This is a genomic window from Haloactinopolyspora sp., assembly GCF_027324685.1.
Classification (GTDB): domain Bacteria; phylum Actinomycetota; class Actinomycetes; order Jiangellales; family Jiangellaceae; genus Haloactinopolyspora.
Genome location: NZ_DAHVSH010000132.1, coordinates 15,719 through 36,193 on the forward strand (window position 1 = coordinate 15,719; position 20,475 = coordinate 36,193).

A 20,475-nucleotide genomic window follows, 5' to 3' on the forward strand; every position below is an offset into this window, starting at 1 on the left:
GTTCAGCTGATCGATCAGCTCTCCATCGCGTTGCGACGAGTACGTGCGTACAGCGCCGCACCAAGGCCGAGCAGCACCAGGCCGCCGGCGAGAGCGATCAGGTTGGACGAGCTGGCACCGGTGTCAGGCAGGTCGTCGTCACCGTCTTCGGTGCCTTCCTCGCTGCCGTTGTCGTCACCGTTGTCGTCGTCATCGGAGTCGACGTCGACGGTGAACCCGACCGGGCCGGCCTCACTCGAGGTGACGTCGTTGATCGTCTGCGTGGCGACGACGGAGCACTCACCCGTCGGAAGGTTCTCCTCGGCCTTGTACTCCCAGTTGCCCTCGTCGTCGACCGTGGCCTCACCCTCGAGGGTGAAGTCGTCACCGCAGGTGACCGTCAGGTTGACCGTGGCACCGGCGATACCCGTACCGCTGAAGACCGGAGTGGCCGTCGTGGCGGTGTCGCCGTCCTCAGGCTTGCTGATGGCCGGAGCGTCGACCGGGACGACGACGCTGACCTCAGCGGTCTGCGGCACGACGATGTCGCCGACCGTCTGCTGAGCGGTGATCGTCGAGTTGCCGTAGGCCAGCTCGGCGACCGTGGCGGTCCAGTTGCCCTCGTCGTCGGCGGTGGCGTCGGCCACGGTGTCGTCGCCGATGGTCAGCGAGACGGCCGCACCGGGCTCGGCGGTACCGGTGACCTCGAGGTCGCTCGGCTCCACCTCAGCACCGTCCTCGGGGGCGGTGATGGTGATCGGCGCAGCGTCGAACGGCTCGGCCGTCCCGGACAGCTCGTAGTTGCCGAGGCTGCCGTAGGAGGTGTAGCCGGAACCGTTGGACGCGGTGTTGTCAGCCGGGTCGCCCTTGCCGGTGCCCGAGACGGCCACGTAGTACACGCCGCCGTCGAGCTCCTGCTCGATGCTGGCATCGAGGCCGCTGGCGGTGCGGCCGGTCGGCGGGCTGGCGAGGTCGGTAGCCGCCTCCGGGTTGTCCTCGGCAACGAGGTTGCCCTCGGAGTCGTAGACCTCGAGCAGGATGTCGAGGTTCGGCTCCGTCGTGGCCGGCGTCGCGTTCACACTGACCGGGCCACCGCTGGTCACCAGCTCGAACATGTCGCGGTCGTCGCTGGTCTCGACGATGCCGGTCGCGGTGAACTCGCCGGAAGCGTTGTCCAGCGCGCTGGCGCCGTCCATGCCGTTGCTGTGGTCGTCGTCGGCGTAAGCCGCGCGGCCACCGTAGTTGAACTCAGCGGTCAACTCTTCACCAGGCGGGTCGCAGTCACCGTTCGGACCGATCGCCCAGAAGTTCGACCCCGGGGCGGGGTTGTTCGGGTCATCGGCGTCGGTGCAGTACATGCCCTCGAGGTAGAACGAACCATCGCTGTTGTACAGCACGAACTGGCGGTAGGTCGCGTCGGTGTTGGCGATCTCGGCGACGTCGTCCTGGTCGGGTTGCGACGCACCGGGGTAGTCACCGTTGGACCACTGCGACAGCGGGGTGAACCACGGCGCACCCATGATCGGGCCCCACAGGCTGTCCGGCTCGGCCGGCGTGTCGCCGTAGTACTCGTCGTCGTCGATACCGTGGTGGGCCAGACCGAACGTGTGGCCGGCCTCGTGCGAAGCGGTGTTGCCCACGTCGCGCGCGTTGCCCTGGCGAGCGTTGGGCGCGAAGACCAGAGCCGGAGAGTAGAAGGCGTTACCGAAGCCGTTCAGCCAGGCCCGGCCGCTCGCTCCTTCGGCCGGAGCGATGTCGACGGTGTCGGTGATGACGACCGTCATGCCGAACTCACCGTCGTCCTCCGAGGTGCGCAACAGCGCATCCTCACCGGGGTCGGTGGTCGTCACGTTGATGTTGAACGGAGCGAAGTCCTCCGCCACCGTGGCCCAGACTTCGTATTCGTAGTCGTCGTCGCCCGCTCCGGCGGCGGGGGCGAGCTCGTAGACGTCTTCCTCGTAGTAGCGGTTCCACTCGGTGTTCTCGACGGTGGCGCCGTCGAAGTCGAGGTAGATCGTGTACGGCGCACCGGGCTTGGAGCCACCCGCGGGGTCGCCGGGAACGTCACCGGCCGGCGGGGCGTCGGACTCGCCGTGCTCGTCGGCCCCGTCGAACACGTCGGTGTAGGACAGGACACCGTTCTGGCTGACGATGGCCTTCTCGGCCTCGATGAGCTCGGTGACCTTGCTGACCGACAGTCCTGCGTGGTCGGCTGCGGCCGAAAGGGTGGACTCGGCGTACTGCGCGAGCCGCTCAGCGCCGCTGGCAGACGGGTCGACCGGAGATGCTTCGCCGGACTGCAGGCCGCCGCCCACCTCGGCTTGATCGGGTTTGGTTTCGTTTGCTGAGGCAGGTGCAGCGGCCCCCGCGACAACGAGGGCGCCGGCTCCCACCGACGCCATCGCGGCCACAAGCCGCCGAGGAGTTGTCGAACTCAATGTCTCTATCTCCCGGGTGTCATCAAACTAGGGGGATGTGGATCGTGCCGAAGGCACGGTAGCAGACGGCACGTAGAGATCCACCCCTCTTGTAGTGATGGCATGTCCGATCCAGCACGATCGGTCCAGGTTCACCCGCGTAGCCACCACACTCGCCCGAGTTCGACCGCATCCCCCAGATGCGGCGACTGTCCGCCGAAGGGCTGACACGGGCGGCTACCGGTCTCGGACACGTGGTCGCGCCCGTTAGGCTTTCTCCCATGCATCGCAAGGCCGGCCGGGGCCGTCGCAGAGCCCCGAAGCGTAGGAGCGCGCCCAAGAGCAGCCCATTGGCCATGATCGCCGGCGGTTTCGGAGAACTCCTCCTGACCGCCGGCGCACTGGTGCTGCTCTTCGTCGTCTACACCCTGTGGGGCACCGGCATCCAAACCGCATCAGCGCAGGACGACCTACGCCAGCAACTCGACTTCAGCGGCGGCCAGATCGAGAAGCAGGACCCGGGCGCGCTCGACGAGCTCGAGCTCGGTGACGCCTACGGCATCATGCGCATCCCCCGCTTCGGCGAAGACTGGGAGTGGATCATCGTCCAGGGCACCGAAGACGCGGACCTGAAGTCCGGTCCGGGACACTACCTCGACAGTGCCGACCCCGGTGAGGTCGGCAACTTCGCCATCGCCGGACACCGCTCCGGCCACGGTGAGCCGTTCGCCGCCTTCCCCGAACTCCGCGTCGGCGACACCGTCGAGATCGAGACCGCCACCGGCATCTTCACCTACCAGCTCGACGACGCCCCCGACGGCGACTCGAACGGCAACAAGATCAACATCAACGACGCCTGGGTCGTGGACCCGGTTCCCGGCGAGCCCAAGGACACCGAACCCACCGAACGCCGCATAACCCTCACGACATGCTGGCCACGGTTCGGCTCGACACACCGGATGTATGCCACGGGCACGCTCGTCGGCGGGGAGGCACTCTAGATGTACGCGTGGCTGTGGCGGCGGCTGCCAGGCCCGTGGCCGGTACGACTGCTGATCTACCTCGTGCTGCTCGCTGCCGTCGTCTATGCGCTGTTCATCTGGGTCTTTCCGTGGGTGGAAGAGACCTTCGACATCAACAACGTGACGGTCGGCTGACCGCGCCGCAGCGGGCGCGGCCAGCCCCGGGGGGTACGTGATCAGCCGCCCGCGACGGCGGGGATGATCGAGACCTTGGTTCCGTCCGGCGTGGGCGTCGACAAGCCCTCGGCGAAACGCACGTCGTCGTCGTTGACGTAGACGTTGACGAAGCGGCGGATCTGGCCGGTGTCGTCGAGCACGCGGGCACCGATGCCGGGGTATGCCGCATCGAGGGCCGCGATGACGTCGCCGAGCGTGGCGTCCGCGTTCACGTCCACCGTGACGTCGGTCTCGCCGTTGGTGTACGTGCGCAGAATCGTCGGTACTCGGATGGCAACGGTCATGAGTGCCTGTCCTCCATGTGTGTTCGTCAGGGGTGCCCGATGCGGCGAGGATACGTTCGGACCGACGATCAGTCGGCCGAAACGAGTTGGTGAAAGGCGTCGGTGGTCGGCGCGATGGTTCCGGCCGGTCCGACGACCGGGGCGACCGCGTCGAGGGTCTTCAGACCCATACCGGTGTTGAAGATGACCGTCTCGGCGCCGGGATCAAGCTTCCCCTCGCGCAACAACTTGGCGAGCACGGCGACGGTCACACCCCCGGCCGTCTCGGCGAAGATGCCTTCGGTCCGGGCCAGCAGCCGGATCCCCTCGACGACCTCGTCGTCGGTGACGTCGTCGACCGCTCCACCCGTGCGGCGGGTGACGTCGAGCACGTACGGCCCGTCGGCCGGGTTACCGATGGCCAGCGACTTCGCGATGGTGTCCGGTCGCACCGGCCGCACGACGTCGTGGCCGGACTTGAACGCCTCGGCCACCGGCGCACAACCGGTCGCCTGGGCCCCGAAGATCGCCGGTTGCTCACCCTCGACGACGCCGAGATCGACCAGTTCGCGAAACGCCTTGTCGACCTTGACCAGCTGCGCACCACTGGCCACCGGGATGACCACTTGCTGCGGCAGGCGCCAGCCGAGCTGCTCGACCGTCTCGTACCCGAGCGTCTTCGAGCCTTCGGCGTAATACGGGCGGACGTTGACGTTGACGAACGCCCAGTCCTCGTGCTCGCCGGCGAGCTCAGAAGCCAGCCGGTTCACGTCGTCGTAGTTTCCGTCGACGGCGACCAGGGTGGTTCCGTACACCGCGCTGGTCGTGATCTTCTGCTGTTCGAGGTTGCTGGGGATGAACACATAGCTGCGGATCCCCGCGCGGGCGGCCGCGGCGGCGACGGCGTTGGCGAGGTTGCCGGTGGACGGGCAGGCCAGCACCGTGAAGCCCAGCTCTCGCGCCGCGGCCAGCGCCACGGCCACCACCCGGTCCTTGAACGAATGCGTCGGGTTGGCGGCGTCGTTCTTGATCCAGAGGGCTTTCAGGCCGAGCTCTCGGGCGAGGTTGTCCGCGCGGACCAGCGGCGTGAAGCCCGGGTCGGTGTTCGGGATGTCAGCGACGTGAGCCGGCACCGGCAGCAGGTCGCGGTAGCGCCAGATGGAGCGAGGCCCACTCTCGATCCGCTCGCGGGTCACAGCGCCGAAGTCGTAGGCCACCTCGAGGGGGCCGAAACACTCCAGACAGGCATAGTGCGGGCCGAGCGGCACGTCGGCGCCGCACTCGCGACATGAAAGATGTGTGGCCCGCCCCAGATCCGGTCCCCCAGAACGGGTGACGCCGCTGGCGGATGGGTGCGTGATGGTCATGACAGAGGTCCCTCCTCATCTCTCCCGCGGGTCGCGGGCCGGAATTGGCACCGCCGTCGCGTCGAGATGAGGTCGCCGGCGGACGGTTGCCGGGGCTTCGTCGGGCCGGTCCCTCTGCCCCTCTGGATGAGTACACGTACGGGACGAACCTTACGGCGTCTGCCCAGATAGTTCAGGAAACGTCCATGATGCGAGACAAAAGTGTCTCACATCACAGACGTGAGTGGTCAGCCTCGTCACTCCAGGGCGGCGACATTGGCGGCCAACCAGGCCGCCATGTCCGCCAGTTCGAGTTCACCCGAGGCGACTGAAATGACGAAGTCATACGCCTCGTCCTGATCGACATCGAGGATGCTCCGACCGTTGTCGAGAAGGAACACCGCCACGGCCGCCCAGGCGAGGCGCTTGTTGCCGTCGACCAGTCCATGATTGCGCCCCAGGGATTCAAGCAGCGCAGCAGCTTTGGACAGGAGATCGGGGTACGCCTCGGTGCCGAACATCGACGACCGGGGCCGGTGAACGGCCGAATCGAGAAGTCCGAGATCGCGCACTTCGGGTTCGCGACCGAGAACGATCATGGCGACGTCGAACAGATCCTCGAGGTCGAGGAAGACCGTCACTGGGCAAGCCGGTCCAACAGGCCAGCATGCCGCTCCTTGACCTGTGCGGCCAACTCACGGACGTGGTCGCGGCGCGCATCCCGCTCGATGTACACCTGGATCGCCATGCGCGCGACCTCGTGCATGGAACGGTGCTCACGCTCGGCCTGACGCCGTAGTGCCTCGGTCTCCTCGTCAGTGAGCCGCAACGTCATCGCCATGACCGTCATGATACCACTTCGATACCACCGCAGCCGGTGCGTGCTGTCGCGGCGTTCGGCTAGGCGGGCAGGTCCGCCAGCTCTCGCAGCACGGCCTGCACGCCGGGAGGCCCGGGCACGACGAGGTCGGCAGCAGCCCGCAGTTCCGCAGCAGCCTCCTCGGCGTCGCTACAGATGACGATGCCGGTCAGGCCCGCGGCGGCCAAGTCGCGGACCGCGGCTACGGCCGGCAGATCACCGAGGTCGTCACCGGCGTACACGACCGCCCGCGCGTCGGTCTCGTCGACCAGCGCTCGGATCGCCGCCCCCTTGTCGACACCGGCCGGGCGTAGTTCCAGCACGAATCGTCCGGGCGTGACCTGAAGCCCCGTGTCCGCGGCGACGCCGTCGGCCAGCGGGCGCAGCTCGGCCAGCGCGCCGGCCGGGTCGGCGGCGTTGCGGGTGTGCAGCGCCACCGAATGGCCCTTGTCCTCGACCTCGACGCCGGGACGCGTGGCGGCCAGCTCGAACACGCGCTCACGCGCCTCGAGCACGCCGCTGTCGGTTCGCGGGCTGTCCAGCCGGCCACCGGACCACCGCTGCAGGCCGTAGTGCCCCCAGATCTCCAAGCCCGGCACAGCCTCCAGCCCGCCGAGCCGCACGGCTTCGAGACACGGCCGGCCGGTGACGATCGCGACCCGCGCCACCCGCTCGGAGACAGCGGTGAGCACGTCGGCCGTCCCTGGCAGCGCGACCGCCTCGGCGGGTCGATCAACGATCGGCGCCAGCACGCCGTCGAAGTCCAACGCCACCAGCGTGCGCGGCAACAGTCCCGTCAGCGACCGCAGAACCGCGGCTGAATCGGCGGTCATTCCGGCTCCCCCACCTCGTCCACATAGTCCTCGACCAAGACGACGACCAGCCGGGTGTTGTTGATCCCCTCGAAGGTCGGCATCACCCGGCCGATCTCGGGGAACTGCGCCGCCAACGCCTCGGCGGCCTCTTCCTGGCCCTCTGGGTAGTAGACCGTGGTCTCGGGGACGTTTCCGGTGAAGCCGCTGACGGCGGCCACCTCCCAGCCACCTTCCTCGAGCCGATCGCGGGCCAGGTCCTCGAGGCCTTCGACGTCGGTCTGATTGGCGATGCCGACCGGCTCGCGCAATTCCGGAGGCGCCGTCGACGCTTCGGTGTCGTCCGAGTCGCTGTCGTCCGGGTCGGTGTCGTCGGTTTCGCCGTCCGTGGGCTCGTCGGTCGGTTCGTCCGTGGGATGTGACGTCGCGGCGTCGTCATTCGTCGTGCCCGAATCGCCGCCGTCGGCGCCGCCTTCACCGTCGGGCCCGGCGGCATCGGCCGAGATGTCCTCGGGGGTGCTGTCGTCCACGTCGCCGCCGAACATCCACAGCAGCGCCGCCACGACGGCAACAGTGCCGACCAGCGCGACAAGGGAGGGCCACAACCGCTCCATCCGCTCACGCATCGTCACAGGACCAGCAGGTTACGCGACAAGGTCCACCACACGCGAGCGGCTGCGCCTGCCACCTCTGCCGGCGGCCTCAGCTGTCGCCGTCCGAACGGCGCGCCGACCGCGCCCGCTGCCGACTGGATCGCAACCGCCGTAACCGCTTGACCAGCATCGGGTCGTGGACCAGAGCCTCAGGCCGGTCGATGAGGGCGTTGAGGACCTGGTAGTAGCGCGTCGGCGTCATGTCGAACAGCTCGCGGACCGCCTGCTCCTTGGCGCCGGCGTACTTCCACCACTGCCGTTCGAAGTCGAGGATGGCGCGTTCGTGGTCGTCGAGCTCGCCGGCCGGCGCCTCGGCACCGTACCCGGCGGACATCGGCACAGCCGGAACGTTCATGCGATTCATCGTACGCATGACAAAACTCGACCCTGAGCATCGACAGGCCAGTAACCGGGCAGGGAGACTACTTCGATAGCGTTGGCAGTACGAGGAGGCCTTTTTGTCCGAGATTGGAACGAGCAGCTTCGTCGTCGTCGCCAACCGGCTACCAGTCGACCGGGTGATCTCGCCCGACGGCTCCGCACACTGGAGACGCAGCCCCGGCGGCCTGGTCACCGCGCTTGCGCCGGTGATGCGTGCCTATGACGGTGCGTGGGTCGGTTGGACCGGTTCTCCGGATGACGCGCCTGAACCGTTCTCCACATCCGACATGGATCTCATCGCCGTGCCCCTCTCGGCCGAAGAGATCGCGCTCTACTACGAGGGGTTCTCCAACGCGACTCTGTGGCCGCTGTACCACGACGTCATCGTCCCGCCGGAGTACCACCGCGAATGGTGGGACGCCTACCGCCAGGTCAACGAACGTTTCGCCGCCGCTGCCGCCGAGGTCGCCGACCAGAACGCCGTGGTGTTCGTGCAGGACTATCAGCTCCAGCTGGTGCCGCAGATCCTGCGCTCCATGCGCCCCGACCTCAAGATCGGCTTCTTCCTGCACATCCCGTTCCCGCCGTCGGAGCTGTTCGCCCAGGTGCCCTGGCGCCGCCAGATCCTGGAGGGGCTGCTCGGCGCCGACCTGGTCGGCTTCCAGCGCGACGGCGCGGCGGCCAACTTCGAGGCGCTGGCCGAGCAGTTCACCGGGGCGACCCTGGTCGACGACCATCTGGTCCTCGATGACGGGCGCAAGGTGCTCGCCCGCGCCTTCCCGATCTCCATCGAGGTCGACGAAGTCACGCGGCTGGCCGAAGACCCCGAGGTACAGGCCCGCGCCGCCACGATCCGCGAAGAGGTCGGTTCACCGAAGCACATCCTGCTCGGGGTCGACCGGCTCGACTACACGAAGGGCATCAGCCACCGCCTCAAGGCGTTCGGCGAACTGCTCGGCGACGGTACGGTCACGCCTGAGGACGCGGTGCTCCTGCAGGTCGCCACGCCGAGCCGGGAACGCGTCGAGGCCTACCAGACGCTGCGTGACGAGGTCGAGCTCCAGGTCGGGCGCATCAACGGCGACTACGGCCGCATCGGCAAGCCGGCCGTGCACTACCTCTATTCGTCGTACGAACGAGCCGAGCTGGTCGCCTTGTTACGCGCCGCCGACGTCATGGTCGTGACACCGCTGCGCGACGGCATGAACCTCGTGGCTAAGGAGTACGTCACCGCCCGTACCGACCTGCGCGGAACACTCGTGCTCTCCGAGTTCGCCGGCGCGGCCGACGAACTCGGCGACGGCGCCATGCTGGTCAATCCGCACGACATCGACGGGTTGAAGCGCACGTTGATCAAGGCCATGCGGGTCGACGACGCCGAAGCCGCTCATCGCATGAAGCTGCTGCGCGAGCACGTCATCAGCCACGACATCGACCGCTGGGCTCAGGACTTCCTCACCGTTCTGCGCGCGGCCTGATCCCGGCACCGGGGGCGGGCCGGACGGGTCAGCGGTCCGGCTCGGCCTCGGTGAAGGCCAGCCACGCCTGCGTGTCGGCCGCATCGAGCGACCCGCTCGACGTGTTCGCCGATTCGTCATACGCCAAGCGGCGTTCGGCTTGTTCGGCGTTGCGCAACTCCATCTGCGCCAGGGCCATCAGGTCCCGCAGACCTTCGGAACCGAAGCGGTCACGAACGTTTTTCACCGCGGCGGTCACCATCGGATCGACGTCCGGCGTCGCGGGCCGCATCTGTGGATCCATCGAGTCACTCCTCGTCGTCAACGCGCCGTCGTACCGTAGCGCGCAGCTGACACGACGTTGTCGCCTCCCCCGGGACACGACACCTTACGCCATCGCATCCCCCGGTGGGCCGCCGTGACAGGCACGTGGAACATCGACGATGATGTGGCTGCACACGGCCGGACGGGACGGGGTCCGTCCAGCTTGGTACCCACGACTCTCTAGCCATGGTGGTCGATTGCTTCCTCGTCGCTTCGCCCTCGTCCGCCATGTCGACTACACCGGGATCTCCGGGCTCGGCGTGGTGGCCTACGGCGTGGTCTTCACCGACGGGCACGTCGCGCTTCGCTGGACCTCCGACTTCCCAGCCACCAGCCTCTGGAATTCGATCGACGATCTGCTCGCCGTGCACGGCCACGGCGACGCCACGAGCATCGAGTGGTTGGATCCGGCTACCGACGTGCTGGATCAACCGCCGGCGCGGGGCCGGCGCGCTCGCCGCTCCGGTCCGATCGGCGACGGCGTCGGGCCTCCGCCGGCACCGCCGCCGGACCGGCACGCCTCGCAGACCTCCCTGCGCGTACCGTCCCAACGCCGGGCCGGGCGACACCGCCGAACGAGCACTGAGCAAGAATCGAGGCCGACGGCACCGATCGAGAGCGACTGGACATGACGCAGAACCCGCAGCCACCCGGTGATGCTCCCCGGCGTTGGCCACGGCGTGTCTACGGCGTGGGGGAAGAGCCTGACCCTCGGTTCACCTTCGCCAACGAACGGACGTTCCTGGCCTGGATCCGCACCGCGCTGGCGCTCCTGGCCGCCGGGATCGCGCTCGAGGCGCTGGAGATCCCCGAGCAGGCGACCCTGCGCTTGCTCGTGGTTATCGCGCTCGCGCTGCTCGGCGGCATCAGCAGTGTGCTGGCGTTCCTGCGCTGGGCGCGCGCCGAACGCGCGCTGCGCGAGGCCAAGCCGCTGCCGTCCCCCGGGCTCGCCCCGGTGCTGTCCTTCGGACTGGCCGTGGCCGCGCTCGTCATCGTCGTCGTGCTCGTGTCGTCGTGATCCGATGATCACCCGCACGTACGATCCCGGCGCCCAGAACGAGCGCACGGCGTTGGCCTGGACCCGCACCGCGCTCGCGCTCCTGGTGGGCGTCGTGCTCGCCGCCCGGCTCGCCGCCGACCCGCTCGGTGTCGTCGCCCTCGCCTTCGCGATCGTGGTGGCGCCGCTGGCGCTGGTGATCCTGCTGATGGCCCGGCGCAGGTACCTGCGCGCGCACGTCGCCCTGCATCAAGAGCGCGATCTGCCCGACGGGCGGCTGCCCGCGATGGTCGCGCTGGTGACCTGCTTGCTGGCGGTGCTGGAGCTGGCCTACGCGATCAACGGCTCGTGATCGACGTCTCGTCGCCGGTGAACGGAGAGACGTCCCCGGCGACCGCGGCGCGAACCCGGCCGTCGGCCCGGTTCAACCGGTCTCGGGCCTCGTCCGGGCCGATCCCGGCCAGCAGCATCACGGTGGCGACCTTCGACTGGTCGCCGCTGTCGCGCAGCGCTCGGTCGACTTCGGCCTCCGTGGCTCCGGTCGCGGCCTGAACGATGCGCTGAGCGCGTCTGCGCAGCTTCTGGTTACTGGCGCGCACGTCGACCATCAGGTCGCCGTAGGTCCGGCCCAGCCCGACCATGACGAGCGTCGAGATGGTGTTGAGGATGAGTTTCTCCGCGGTTCCGGCCTTGAGCCGAGTGGAGCCGGAGACGACCTCAGGCCCGGTCGATGCTTCGATGGCGACGTCACTGGCCGCAGCGATGGCCGAGCCCGGGTTGTTCACCACCGCGACGCGTAACGCGCCTGCTTCGCGCGCCGCGTCGAGAGCGCCCAGCACGTACGGGGTGCGCCCGGACGCGCTGACGGCGATCACGACGTCGTCGGCCACTGGCGAGAGCTCGAGCAGGTCGGAGCGTCCGCCGTCGCGGTCGTCCTCGTCGTGCTCGGCCGCCGATCGCACGGCGCCGGGCCCTCCGGCCATGACCGCGACGACGTGACGTTCGTCCACACCGAAGGTGGGCCCGCATTCGGCGACGTCGAGTACCGCGAGCCGGCCCGGCGTACCGGCGCCCACTTCGATGAGCCGGCCACCGCGGCGCATCCTGGCGACCGCTGCGTCGACAGCGGCAGCGATCTGCTCACCGGCAGCGGCCACCGCCTCGACGGCCACCCGGTCTTGAGCGGCCATGAGGGCCACTTGAGCGTGCGTGGGCATCAGGTCGAGGTCGGCCGCTTCGGGCAGTCGGCCCTCCGTGGCCAGGCCGTCGAGTTCAGCGTTCACTCTGCGGCCCTCCTAGGCCCGACTGGTTGCAGATCGACTCGGAACTGATATCGGTCACCTCGGTATACCGAGCGGACGAACTCGACGACGCGGTTTTCCGCGTCGCGCGAGACACGTTCGAAGAGAAAGGCCGGCGAGTGCAGGGGAACCTCCAGCGCTTCGGATTCAGCTTCGTCGGTCACGGTTGCCTCGATGGTTTGCTGGCCGCCGGCGAGAACGATGCCATACACGTCGTGGAGCAGTTCGTAGAAGGACCCGTCGGTCAGCATCTCGCCGTCGAGTCCCGGCGCGATACTGCGGGGTACGTGCAGTGTCTCGAGTGCCATCGGGGCGTCGTCAGCCAGGCGTAACCGTATGACACGCAGGACCCGCTCGCCCGGGGAGATCTCCAGTCGCCGGCCGAGCTGCGCCCCGGCGGGCACGTCGTCGATGGCGAGCGTACGGCTGGACGGGACGGAGCCACGCTGGCGCATGTCCTCGGAGAACGAGGTGGCGGCGAGACCTTGGGCGATCTTGGGTCCGGCGACGAATGTGCCCGCTCCCTGCCGGCGGACCAGACGGCCTTCGCGGACCAGCTCCTCGACGGCACGACGCAACGTCATCCGCGACACGCCGAAGCGGGGAGCCAACGTGCGCTCGGGCGGCAACGCGTCGCCCACGCTCAACTCGGCCACGAGGTCGAGGATCTCGTCACGGATCGAGTGGTACTTCGCCACGCTCGAACCCCTTCGTCTCGACGAGTCAGTGGTCTAGGCCACAATCGCCCTTCACGACAGTAAGCGCGGCGGCCACCAAATGAAAAGCGCGATGGTCTAGACGTTTCGGCCGAACTTCTCCACACTGGCCAGGCACATTGGTCTAGCCCAGCGAGGAGGATCTCACGTGACACGATCACGTCGTACATCCGTCGTGCTCGGCGCAGCGCTGTCCGGGCTGGTAGCGGCTACCGTCGCTGCCGCACCGGCCACCGCCGAGCCCGCCGACGCCGCCGACCTTCCCGAACAATGGCGCAGCTACTGGGTGGACGCTTTCAACGACGGCATCTACACACCCGAGCAGGTGGACGAGCTCGTCGATGACGCACTGGCGATCAACGCCAACGCACTGATCGTCCAAGTCGGACGCCGTTACGACTGCTTCTGCAATCGCGCGCTGTACCCGCGCACCGACGCGGGCATCGACCCCGCGCCCTACGACCCGCTCGATGAAGTGATCGAAGCGGCCCACGCCGCGGGGCTCGAGGTACATGCCTGGGTCAACGTGGGGACCATGTGGAACTCCGCCACCCCGCCGACCTCGCCCGACCACGTCTTCAACGCCCATGGCCCGTCGGCCACCGGAGCCGATCGGTGGCTGAACAAGCGCGCCGACGGTACCGAGCTGATCGGCGCCAACGCCTACATCGACCCCGCCAACCCCGCGGCGGTGGACTACATCGTCGAGGGCATCCAGAGCATCGTCGACGAGTACGACGTCGACGGCATCAACCTCGACTACATCCGTTATCCCGACCACAACTCGTCACTTTCGCACAGCGACTGGGGCTACAGCGAGACGTCGATCGCCCGATTCCAGGCCGCTACCGGACGCACCGACGTGCCGGAACCCTCGGACGAGCAGTTCTCCGCTTGGCGCCGCGACCAGATCACCAACCTGGTGCGCAAGATCTACCTCGGCATCTTCGAGGTGGACTCCACGGTGCGGCTGTCCAACGACGCCATCACCTACGGCTTCGGCCCACAGAGCGTGGGCAGCTGGGAACAGACCCGCACCTACGCCGAGGTGCTGCAGGACTGGAAGGGCTGGCTCGAGGAGGGCATCCTCGACACCGCGGTCGCGATGAACTACAAGCGCGAGTGGATGCCCGACCAGGCGCAGATGTTCGACGAGTGGAACGAGGTCCTCGCGGACTGGCAGGGCGACCGGCAGGCGGTCTCCGGCCCGGCGCTGTACCTCAACGAGATCGACGACAGCGTGCAGCAGGTCCGCGACCTGCTCGTGCCGACCGATGCTGGCAACACCGTCGCCGGCTGGAGCGGGTACGCCTACGCCAACCCGAGCTTGACGGCGGCCGCCGGCGACGCCGCGGTGAAGGACGCCGAACGCGATGCACTCGCAGCGGCCTTGACCGAAGGCGACGACGCGCCGTTCGCCGAGCCGGCCGCGGTGCCGTCCATGCCGTGGAAGGAGAACCCCACCACCGGCAACGTGGCGGGCACACTCGCCCTGCGCGACGGGGCTGCACTCACCGATGTCGACGTGACGCTGCGCCCGGTCGGGCATCGCGGTGAGCAGCAGACCATGACCACGGACGGCTCGGGCTGGTTCGGCTTCGTGGACGCCGCGCCCGGCACGTACCTCGTACAGGTCGACCTACCCGACGGCGTGGTCGGGCAGCCGGTCGGCGCCGTGCGCGTGCGGGCCGGCGGGCTGGCCGACGCGTCGATGACGCGGTACGTGGCCGTGCCCGGACGCTGACGCCTCGGTGATCGTTGGCGCGTTCTGGCGGCCCTGGCAACCCGAACGCGCCAACGATCACGCGTAACCTGGCCACCATGCGTTTCGGAGCGGTGAGCGCGCGGATCTACGGCCTGTTGCACCGGCGATCCCCCGGCAACCGCATCGTCGTCGACCTGGCCGAGCTGAAATCCGACGACTACGCGCTCGAGGTGGGTTGCGGGCCGGGTACGGCACTGGCCCTGGCTGCCGAACGCATCGGCGCTGACCGGGTCGCCGCGGTGGACCCGTCACCGACGTTCGTCAGCATGGTTCGCAACCGGATCCCCGGCGCCGACGTCCGCGTCGCGGGCGCCGAAGATCTCCCGTTCGACGACGACTCGTTCACCGTCATCTGGGCGATCGCGTCGATGCACCACTGGACCGACCGCGACGCCGGGCTGGCCACGCTCACCGCCAAGCTCGCGCCCGGCGGGCGGTTGCTGCTGGCCGAACGCCTGCTCGACGTGCCGGGCCACGGCATCACCACCGAACAGCTCGGCGAGGTCACCGCGAAGCTGGCCGACCTCGGCCATACCGACATCCGCACCGTCGAACGCCGTAGCAAGCGACGCACGATCATGATCATTCGGAGTCACCGACCATGATGCACGGGCAGCGAATCCACGACCACGCCGCGACCCCGGTCGCCGTCCTCGACGACGCCGCGGTGCGCCACAACGTCCAGGTGATGGCCGAGTGGTGTGCACGGCACGGCGTGGAGCTGGCCCCACACGGCAAGACCACCATGGCGCCGGAGCTGTTCCGGCGCCAGCTCGCGGCCGGGGCCACCGCCATCACCGCCGCGACGCCCACGCAAGTTCGCGTCATGCGCGCACACGGGGTCGGCTCGATCCAGATGGCCGCCCAGTTGGTTCAACCGCGGGAGGCCCGCTGGGTCGCCGAGCAACTCGCCTCGGCCTCTGACTTCACGTTCGTCAGCTGGGTCGACTCGGTGGCCGGCGTCGACGTGCTGGCCCAGGCTGCCGCCGGCACCGGCGCGGTCTTCGACGTCCTGCTCGAACTCGGGATTCCGGGCGGGCGTACCGGCTGCCGCACCGACGAGCAGTGCGCGGAGGTCCTGGCCGCGGCGCGCAGCGCATCGAACGTGCGGGTGGTGGGGGTGGCCGGGTACGAGGGCACCGTCGCCGGCGACCGTAGTGCCGCGTCCCTGGATGCGGTGCGCGCTTACCTGCGCCGGCTGCGGTCGCTGGGTGAGCGCGTCGGCGCCGACGTCGACGGGCCGGTCGTGCTGTCCGCGGGCGGCAGCATGTTCTTCGACCTCGTCGTCGACGAGCTGGCCACGGGGTGGCCGCCGGGCGCGGCCCGGGTCGTGCTGCGCAGCGGCTGCTACATCACGCACGACCACGGGCTGTACCACGGCAACTCTCCGCTGGACGACCCGGCGGTGGCGCCGAGGCTGCGCCCCGCCCTGACGGTGTGGGGCACCGTGTTGTCCAGGCCCGAGCCCGATCGCGCCTACCTCGACGTCGGGCGACGCGACGTGTCGTTCGACCAGGGCCTGCCGGTACCCCTGCGTCGCCTGCCCGCGAGCGACCCGCACGCCCGCGCGCACGAGCTGGACGGTGCCACGGTGACCGCGCTGAACGACCAGCACGCCTACCTGTCACTTCCGCCCGGAACAGCGCTGGACGTCGGAGACCGCGTCGAGGTCGGCATCTCACATCCCTGCACGACCTTCGACAAGTGGCGTCAGCTCCCACTGCTCGATGACGCCGGGATCGTCCTCGACGTCATCGACACGCACTTCGGCTGAACACCGACGGCAGGGCGCTGGCGCACGTCAGCGAACCCGGAACCGCAGATGGGTGACACCGTCCTCGCCGTGCAGAACCCGGATTCGCTCCAGTTGGCGCTGCCCGATGCCGAGGTTCTCGAACAACCGCCGTCCCGAACCGAGCAGGACCGGGATCAGGTGGATCTCGAGCTCGTCGAGCAAACCCGCCGCGAGCGCACGCTGGGCCGTCGCGGCTCCGTGGACGAGGACGTTCGCGTCGCCGGCGGCCTTCTTGGCCTCGGCGAAGGCGGCGTCCGGGTCGTTGCCGTAGTGCACCAACGGCCAGTCAGCGGTCCAGTCCGGCGCCGGGTGCCGGCTGAGGACGTAGATAGGGACCCCGCCATGGTGGTCACCGCCCCAGCCGCCTGCGGGTTCGAAGGTCCCGCGGCCGGCGATGACAGCCCCGGTGGCCATGAACTCGTCATGGACCTGGCGGTTCACGCCCTCCCCGGGATCGGGCAGCACCCACGTGTGCAGCCGGTATCCGCCGTCGCCCAGGCCGTTGTCCGGGCTTTCGTTGGGTCCGGCGATGAATCCGTCGAGTGACATCGACATGTACAACACCGTCGAAGACATCAGTCCACCTCCTTGTCCGTGATCCGGTACCGCAGGTGCGTCGCCGAGTCCGTCTCGACGACGCTCGGGCGCTCCAGCACGACGTGCTGGTCGCCGAGGTGCTCGAACAACCGCTTACCCCCGCCGAACAACACTGGCACGACGTGGATCGAGATCTCGTCCACCAAGCCGGCACGGATGAACTGCTGAGCAATCTGCGCTCCGCCCATCACGGCGACGTCCGCGGTGCCCGCGAGGCGCCTGGCCTCGACGAGCGCAGCCTCGACACCCCCGGTCACGAACGTGTACACGCTGTCGGCCGGCACGTCGGTCGGCACCTCGTGCGTCACCACCACCAGCGGCCTGCGGGCCGGTCCCGTCGGCCCGTCCGCACCCCACCAGAGCACCGACTGGTCGTACGTCGTACGCCCGGCGATGAGCGCACCCAGAGCTCCGGCGTTCGCCATGAGCTCCCGGTTCCGATCTTCTTCGCCGAAAGCCCACGTGTGCAGGCGCTCACCGCCGTCGCCCATGGGCACGTCCGGGCGGGATCCGGACGCGGTCACGTAGCCGTCCAGCGACATGCTGATGTCGATCAACACCGTACTCATCGATCGCTCCTCCTCGATCACGGTTCGCGGCGAGCGTTCTGCAGCCCGCCTCGCTGACGCGTCGAGCGAGTGGTACTCATTTCGACATCAGGGGTCAGGGCGATCTGGGACCGGTTTCGCGGAGGCAGCCGCGCGCCGCCTCCGCGTCGTGAAGATCGTCGTGCCGACAACTGCGGCCTATACCGGCTGTCATGTCTCGGGAGTTCGGTGACGGTTTTGTCTCAGGACTTCGGTGACAGGTTGGTCGAGTGGTTGGTAGCGGCGGGTGGGGTCGAGTGTATGGGTGCCGGCGAGGCGGTGGCCGATGAAGATGGCTGTGTGGTCGCCGGTTCTGAAGATGGTGGTGGGTGTGCCGGCGTGGGTGCGGCCGAGGCCGATGTAGGCGTTGCCGACGGCGATGGTGCCGTTGGGGGCGACGGTGGGGTGGGTGATGTTGAGGGGTAGGGGTAGGGGGTGGCTGGCGGGGCCGGTGTGTTCGGTGATGTCCCATCGTTGTTGGGGGGTTAGGCCTTGGTGGGCTTGGTGGGGTCGGTCGTTGTTGTAGCTGTGGCGGTAGGTCTCTAGGAGGTGTTGGAGGTCGTCGAGGGTGGCTGGGGTGGGGCGGCGGGCCAGCCATTGTTCTGTGGTGCGGTGGGCTCGTTCGTTTTTGCCGCAGGTTTGTGGGTGGCCGGGTCGGCTGGTGATGGGTTCGACGCCGAGTTCGCGGAGGTTGACGGCCAGGTCTGATTCCCATCCGTAGCGGTGTCCGGAGAAGGCTCGGCTGTTGTCGGTGAGGAATTGGCGGGGCAGGCCGTAGCGGGCTGCGGCGGTGCTGAACGCGTCCCAGGCGGCCTGGCTGGTTTCGCCGGTGGCGGCGTGGCAGGCCAGGTCCAAGCGGCTGCAGTCGTCGATGATCTGGAGCACGGTGGCCGGCGTGCCGTCGGCGAGGGCGACTTCGAAGCCGTCCATCTGCCACAGGTCGTTGCAGCATGGCCGGGCGAACCGGCGTACGCGTCGGCGGGGTCGTTTCGCTGGTGCCGGGGTGATCATGCCCCGGCGGGCCAGCACGCGATGGATCGTGGCCCGAGACGGGACCTGGTCGAGCTGGCCTTGCCCGCTCAGGCGGTACCAGATCGAGATCGCGCCGCAGTCCCAACCCTGATCATCAAGGGTTTTGCGGGCAGCGATGATCGCGTCTTCGACTTCGGCGCTGACCCCGGGAGGGCGAGGTCCGCGGGCGCCGCGAGCGTGGGAAGAAGCCCTCGACTCCCTCGGCCCGATACCGAGCCAGGTACTTGTAGAACGTCTTACGCGAAATCCCCAGGCTCCGGCACAACTCAGTCACGTTGACCGGATCGCCATAGGCCACCCGGGCCACAGCGCTGGCGATGTCTGGATCCACGGCAACTCCGTCTCTGGGCATGGATCATGATCTGATCCAACCCGGCACAGGTGTTACCGATGTCCTGAGACCCAAAGTGTCACCGAACTAACGAGACTGCACAGCGGCCTATACCGGCTGTTTCAACCATGACGATCTTCACGATTAAGGAAATCGGTCGCACGGCACACAACGATCTTCACGACCGGCCGCGCTCAACGGTCCTCGTTCTGACGTTGGGCATTGACATGGAATGACGCTCAGCACTCGTCATCTGAACCACGGCCACAGATGGGAGCATTATGGCCCCGGGAATCGGCACGGCAGCGCCCGACTCCCACGATGTGCCGCGCAGCACTATGCGCGGCCACGAGCTCCATGAGGCGGCCTGTACGGTTCTCCCCGGCGGGGTCAATTCCGCCACCCGCTACATCGGGCCGCCGTACGCCTTCGCCTCAGGGAACGGCGCCTACGTCGTGGATGTCGACGGCAACCGATACGTCGACTTCCACGCCGCGTTCGGCGCCGTGCTCCTCGGGCACAAGTCCTGCGTGCGATGCTCGCCGCAGGGGAACTGCCTACCTGACCATTACCTGACCAGGTGCGTCATGCGCTGGCTGCAGGCTTGTCGCGAACCTGATCGTCGGCGACGGCGGTTGGCTCGGGCTCGTCCCGAGGCGCCGGAGCCTGCATCTCCGTCTTGAAGATCTTCAACGACTGCCCGAGGCCACGCGCGGCGTCCGGAAGCCGCTTGGCACCGAAGAGCACCATGATGACGAGCAGGCCGATGATCAGTTCAGCGGTGCCGATGTTGCCCATGATTGCCCACTTCCTGGCTGTTTCGAGCCTCCGCCGATACTACGCCCGGCACCGCGATGGCGGGCGGTGGACCGGCGCACGTAAGGTAGGTGCGCCATTGGAGGAGATGCGGAGGTCAGCTCGTGCCCGGTCGCGGTGCTCAGCGTCGGCTTCCCCAGCCGCTGCGGAGGCTTCCGGCTCTCCTGCTCGCCGGCGTGTTCCTCCTGGTCACCGCTGGTCTTCCGGCTGTCGCCGCGCCGCACGTCCACGACAGTGCCGCTGATTCGCGCGCCGACACGGCCGGTACGCCCACCCTGGCCGCGGTCCACGACCTACCCGGCGCCATCGTCAAGGTCGGCTCGGTGCACGACGACCCCGATCTGGCTGCGCCGCCGTCTTGCGTCGGTGTCGACGACGTCGACCTCCACTTGCTGGCCCACGAACGACCCACCACGGGTACCGGGTTCTGCGACCATGACCGGGCCGCCGCCGACCCTGTCCGTGGCCCGCCGGCTACGCAGCGGCTCTAGACGCACCGTCAGCACCAGCCCGCAGCACCAGCGCGCTCGTCTGGGCACCTGCCACATCTGTGCGCAGCACGCGCCTTCCGGAGGATCATTGTGGACAGCACCACTGCGCTCTACCTCGTCGGCGGCATCGTCGCCGTCTGTCTCGCGACGTTGGGTCTGCTGCGCTATCGCGCCCGGAAGAAGGGGCGCGATTCCGGTTCTGACACCCCACGAGCGGTCCGGGCCGTCGTCGCGCTGCTGGTCCTCGGTGCGTCGACCTATGTGACGTTGACCGCCCAGCCCAACCTGGGCCTCGACCTGCGCGGCGGCGCCCAGATCGTGCTCGAGACCCAGAGCACCGACAACGTCGAGGCGAAC

27 protein-coding genes and 1 riboswitch are annotated in these 20,475 nt (G+C 68.5%); of the genes, 11 read left to right on the forward strand and 16 right to left on the reverse strand.

Annotation, left to right across the window (positions count from 1 at the left end):
* Positions 1–14: 14 nt before the first annotated feature.
* Positions 15–2,294 carry an Ig-like domain-containing protein gene (locus M6444_RS14890; protein ID WP_298328909.1) on the reverse strand — a complete coding sequence of 760 codons (2,280 nt, stop codon included), beginning with the start codon at positions 2,292–2,294 and terminating at the stop codon, positions 15–17.
* 383 nt (positions 2,295–2,677) lie between these two features.
* Between M6444_RS14890 and M6444_RS14895 the strand changes: the two genes are divergently transcribed.
* Together M6444_RS14895 and M6444_RS14900 are read left to right on the forward strand one after the other, a co-directional pair.
* On the forward strand, positions 2,678–3,397 hold the full coding sequence (locus M6444_RS14895; RefSeq protein ID WP_298328912.1) for a class E sortase: 720 nt from the start codon (positions 2,678–2,680) through the stop codon (positions 3,395–3,397).
* Entirely contained in the window at positions 3,398–3,553 is a 156-nt protein-coding gene (locus M6444_RS14900) for a hypothetical protein (protein WP_298328915.1), read from the forward strand.
* Between the two features lie 41 nt (positions 3,554–3,594).
* Here the strand turns inward: M6444_RS14900 and M6444_RS14905 are convergent, their stop codons facing one another.
* The 7 genes from M6444_RS14905 to M6444_RS14935 all read right to left on the reverse strand — a co-directional run bounded on the left by M6444_RS14905 (position 3,595) and on the right by M6444_RS14935 (position 7,862).
* Positions 3,595–3,879 carry a ubiquitin-like small modifier protein 1 gene (locus M6444_RS14905; protein WP_298328916.1) on the reverse strand — a complete coding sequence of 95 codons (285 nt, stop codon included), beginning with the start codon at positions 3,877–3,879 and terminating at the stop codon, positions 3,595–3,597.
* A gap of 68 nt (positions 3,880–3,947) precedes the next feature.
* Positions 3,948–5,225 (reverse strand): threonine synthase, encoded by a 1,278-nt coding sequence (gene thrC / locus M6444_RS14910; RefSeq protein WP_298328917.1) that lies wholly within the window; start codon positions 5,223–5,225, stop codon positions 3,948–3,950.
* A 12-nt stretch (positions 5,226–5,237) separates the two neighbouring features.
* Positions 5,238–5,358, reverse strand: a riboswitch (SAM riboswitch).
* 103 nt (positions 5,359–5,461) lie between these two features.
* Positions 5,462–5,845, reverse strand: coding sequence for a type II toxin-antitoxin system death-on-curing family toxin (locus tag M6444_RS14915; RefSeq protein ID WP_298328920.1), 384 nt, complete (start codon positions 5,843–5,845; stop codon positions 5,462–5,464).
* Positions 5,842–6,045 carry a ribbon-helix-helix protein, CopG family gene (locus tag M6444_RS14920; RefSeq protein WP_298328923.1) on the reverse strand — a complete coding sequence of 68 codons (204 nt, stop codon included), beginning with the start codon at positions 6,043–6,045 and terminating at the stop codon, positions 5,842–5,844. The genes M6444_RS14915 and M6444_RS14920 overlap by 4 nt, the downstream gene beginning before the upstream one ends.
* A 59-nt stretch (positions 6,046–6,104) precedes the next feature.
* On the reverse strand, positions 6,105–6,896 hold the full coding sequence (gene otsB, locus M6444_RS14925; protein WP_298328926.1) for a trehalose-phosphatase: 792 nt from the start codon (positions 6,894–6,896) through the stop codon (positions 6,105–6,107).
* Positions 6,893–7,501 (reverse strand): LytR C-terminal domain-containing protein, encoded by a 609-nt coding sequence (locus M6444_RS14930; protein WP_298328972.1) that lies wholly within the window; start codon positions 7,499–7,501, stop codon positions 6,893–6,895. Before M6444_RS14930 ends, otsB begins: the two co-directional genes overlap by 4 nt.
* Positions 7,502–7,577: 76 nt before the next feature.
* Positions 7,578–7,862, reverse strand: a complete 285-nt coding sequence (locus M6444_RS14935; RefSeq protein ID WP_363326387.1) for a DUF3263 domain-containing protein — start codon at positions 7,860–7,862, stop codon at positions 7,578–7,580.
* A 124-nt stretch (positions 7,863–7,986) separates the two neighbouring features.
* Between M6444_RS14935 and M6444_RS14940 the strand changes: the two genes are divergently transcribed.
* A complete protein-coding gene (locus tag M6444_RS14940; protein WP_298328932.1) occupies positions 7,987–9,387 on the forward strand; it encodes a trehalose-6-phosphate synthase in 1,401 nt (466 codons plus the stop codon).
* A gap of 28 nt (positions 9,388–9,415) precedes the next feature.
* Here M6444_RS14940 and M6444_RS14945 read toward each other — a convergent pair whose 3' ends face one another.
* A complete protein-coding gene (locus tag M6444_RS14945) occupies positions 9,416–9,670 on the reverse strand; it encodes a hypothetical protein (protein WP_298328934.1) in 255 nt (84 codons plus the stop codon).
* Positions 9,671–9,887: 217 nt separating this feature from the next.
* Here M6444_RS14945 and M6444_RS14950 point away from each other — a divergent pair, with 217 nt between their 5' ends.
* Genes M6444_RS14950 through M6444_RS14960 form a run of 3 tightly spaced genes read left to right on the forward strand, consistent with a single transcriptional unit; the run spans position 9,888 to position 11,039 of the window.
* Complete coding sequence (locus M6444_RS14950) at positions 9,888–10,322, forward strand: hypothetical protein (protein WP_298328937.1); 435 nt, start codon at positions 9,888–9,890, stop codon at positions 10,320–10,322.
* The gene (locus tag M6444_RS14955; RefSeq protein ID WP_298328940.1) at positions 10,319–10,708 is read left to right on the forward strand and encodes a DUF202 domain-containing protein; all 390 of its coding nucleotides are present in this window, start codon (positions 10,319–10,321) and stop codon (positions 10,706–10,708) included. Before M6444_RS14950 ends, M6444_RS14955 begins: the two co-directional genes overlap by 4 nt.
* Before the next feature lie 4 nt (positions 10,709–10,712).
* Positions 10,713–11,039 (forward strand): DUF202 domain-containing protein, encoded by a 327-nt coding sequence (locus M6444_RS14960; RefSeq protein WP_212757313.1) that lies wholly within the window; start codon positions 10,713–10,715, stop codon positions 11,037–11,039.
* Here the strand turns inward: M6444_RS14960 and M6444_RS14965 are convergent.
* Together M6444_RS14965 and M6444_RS14970 are read right to left on the reverse strand one after the other, a co-directional pair.
* Positions 11,026–11,970 (reverse strand): N-acetylmuramic acid 6-phosphate etherase, encoded by a 945-nt coding sequence (locus M6444_RS14965; RefSeq protein WP_298328944.1) that lies wholly within the window; start codon positions 11,968–11,970, stop codon positions 11,026–11,028. The two genes, M6444_RS14960 and M6444_RS14965, sit on opposite strands and share 14 nt — an antisense overlap.
* Entirely contained in the window at positions 11,967–12,686 is a 720-nt protein-coding gene (locus tag M6444_RS14970; protein ID WP_298328947.1) for a GntR family transcriptional regulator, read from the reverse strand. Before M6444_RS14970 ends, M6444_RS14965 begins: the two co-directional genes overlap by 4 nt.
* Positions 12,687–12,852: 166 nt before the next feature.
* Here M6444_RS14970 and M6444_RS14975 point away from each other — a divergent pair, with 166 nt between their 5' ends.
* From M6444_RS14975 to M6444_RS14985, 3 genes are all read left to right on the forward strand, one after another.
* A complete protein-coding gene (locus tag M6444_RS14975; protein ID WP_298328950.1) occupies positions 12,853–14,448 on the forward strand; it encodes a family 10 glycosylhydrolase in 1,596 nt (531 codons plus the stop codon).
* A 77-nt stretch (positions 14,449–14,525) separates the two neighbouring features.
* Positions 14,526–15,074 (forward strand): class I SAM-dependent methyltransferase, encoded by a 549-nt coding sequence (locus M6444_RS14980; RefSeq protein ID WP_298328953.1) that lies wholly within the window; start codon positions 14,526–14,528, stop codon positions 15,072–15,074.
* Entirely contained in the window at positions 15,071–16,243 is a 1,173-nt protein-coding gene (locus M6444_RS14985) for an alanine racemase (RefSeq protein ID WP_298328956.1), read from the forward strand. The genes M6444_RS14980 and M6444_RS14985 overlap by 4 nt, the downstream gene beginning before the upstream one ends.
* 27 nt (positions 16,244–16,270) lie before the next feature.
* Here M6444_RS14985 and M6444_RS14990 read toward each other — a convergent pair whose 3' ends face one another.
* From M6444_RS14990 to M6444_RS15005, 5 genes are all read right to left on the reverse strand, one after another.
* Positions 16,271–16,840, reverse strand: coding sequence for a dihydrofolate reductase family protein (locus tag M6444_RS14990; protein WP_298328959.1), 570 nt, complete (start codon positions 16,838–16,840; stop codon positions 16,271–16,273).
* A complete protein-coding gene (locus tag M6444_RS14995) occupies positions 16,840–17,430 on the reverse strand; it encodes a dihydrofolate reductase family protein (RefSeq protein WP_298328961.1) in 591 nt (196 codons plus the stop codon). The genes M6444_RS14990 and M6444_RS14995 overlap by 1 nt, the downstream gene beginning before the upstream one ends.
* A 189-nt stretch (positions 17,431–17,619) precedes the next feature.
* Positions 17,620–18,459, reverse strand: coding sequence for an integrase core domain-containing protein (locus M6444_RS15000; RefSeq protein ID WP_298328962.1), 840 nt, complete (start codon positions 18,457–18,459; stop codon positions 17,620–17,622).
* 115 nt (positions 18,460–18,574) lie between these two features.
* Entirely contained in the window at positions 18,575–18,832 is a 258-nt protein-coding gene (locus M6444_RS23030; protein WP_363326385.1) for a helix-turn-helix domain-containing protein, read from the reverse strand.
* Between the two features lie 564 nt (positions 18,833–19,396).
* Complete coding sequence (locus M6444_RS15005) at positions 19,397–19,609, reverse strand: twin-arginine translocase TatA/TatE family subunit (protein WP_298328965.1); 213 nt, start codon at positions 19,607–19,609, stop codon at positions 19,397–19,399.
* 122 nt (positions 19,610–19,731) lie between these two features.
* On the opposite strand from M6444_RS15005, the gene M6444_RS15010 reads away from it, so the two are divergent.
* Positions 19,732–20,118, forward strand: a complete 387-nt coding sequence (locus tag M6444_RS15010; RefSeq protein ID WP_298328967.1) for a hypothetical protein — start codon at positions 19,732–19,734, stop codon at positions 20,116–20,118.
* A 90-nt stretch (positions 20,119–20,208) separates the two neighbouring features.
* Positions 20,209–20,475, forward strand: a 267-nt coding sequence (locus tag M6444_RS15015; RefSeq protein ID WP_298328970.1) for a hypothetical protein, incomplete at its 3' end; no start/stop codon positions are given.

Bases quoted from the DNA above. Each gene is read 5' to 3' on its own strand.
- M6444_RS15000 (WP_298328962.1), bottom strand. From the start codon at position 18,459: ATGATCACCCCGGCACCAGCGAAACGACCCCGCCGACGCGTACGCCGG.
- M6444_RS14945 (WP_298328934.1), bottom strand. From the start codon at position 9,670: ATGGATCCACAGATGCGGCCCGCGACGCCGGACGTCGATCCGATGGTG.
- M6444_RS14980 (WP_298328953.1), top strand. From the start codon at position 14,526: ATGCGTTTCGGAGCGGTGAGCGCGCGGATCTACGGCCTGTTGCACCGG.
- M6444_RS14995 (WP_298328961.1), bottom strand. From the start codon at position 17,430: ATGAGTACGGTGTTGATCGACATCAGCATGTCGCTGGACGGCTACGTG.
- M6444_RS14895 (WP_298328912.1), top strand. From the start codon at position 2,678: ATGCATCGCAAGGCCGGCCGGGGCCGTCGCAGAGCCCCGAAGCGTAGG.
- M6444_RS14935 (WP_363326387.1), bottom strand. From the start codon at position 7,862: ATGTCCGCCGGGTACGGTGCCGAGGCGCCGGCCGGCGAGCTCGACGAC.
- M6444_RS14990 (WP_298328959.1), bottom strand. From the start codon at position 16,840: ATGTCTTCGACGGTGTTGTACATGTCGATGTCACTCGACGGATTCATC.
- M6444_RS14960 (WP_212757313.1), top strand. From the start codon at position 10,713: ATGATCACCCGCACGTACGATCCCGGCGCCCAGAACGAGCGCACGGCG.
- thrC (WP_298328917.1), bottom strand. From the start codon at position 5,225: ATGACCATCACGCACCCATCCGCCAGCGGCGTCACCCGTTCTGGGGGA.
- M6444_RS14905 (WP_298328916.1), bottom strand. From the start codon at position 3,879: ATGACCGTTGCCATCCGAGTACCGACGATTCTGCGCACGTACACCAAC.
- otsB (WP_298328926.1), bottom strand. From the start codon at position 6,896: ATGACCGCCGATTCAGCCGCGGTTCTGCGGTCGCTGACGGGACTGTTG.
- M6444_RS14900 (WP_298328915.1), top strand. From the start codon at position 3,398: ATGTACGCGTGGCTGTGGCGGCGGCTGCCAGGCCCGTGGCCGGTACGA.
- M6444_RS23030 (WP_363326385.1), bottom strand. From the start codon at position 18,832: ATGCCCAGAGACGGAGTTGCCGTGGATCCAGACATCGCCAGCGCTGTG.
- M6444_RS14930 (WP_298328972.1), bottom strand. From the start codon at position 7,501: ATGCGTGAGCGGATGGAGCGGTTGTGGCCCTCCCTTGTCGCGCTGGTC.
- M6444_RS14985 (WP_298328956.1), top strand. From the start codon at position 15,071: ATGATGCACGGGCAGCGAATCCACGACCACGCCGCGACCCCGGTCGCC.
- M6444_RS15005 (WP_298328965.1), bottom strand. From the start codon at position 19,609: ATGGGCAACATCGGCACCGCTGAACTGATCATCGGCCTGCTCGTCATC.
- M6444_RS14920 (WP_298328923.1), bottom strand. From the start codon at position 6,045: ATGGCGATGACGTTGCGGCTCACTGACGAGGAGACCGAGGCACTACGG.
- M6444_RS14955 (WP_298328940.1), top strand. From the start codon at position 10,319: ATGACGCAGAACCCGCAGCCACCCGGTGATGCTCCCCGGCGTTGGCCA.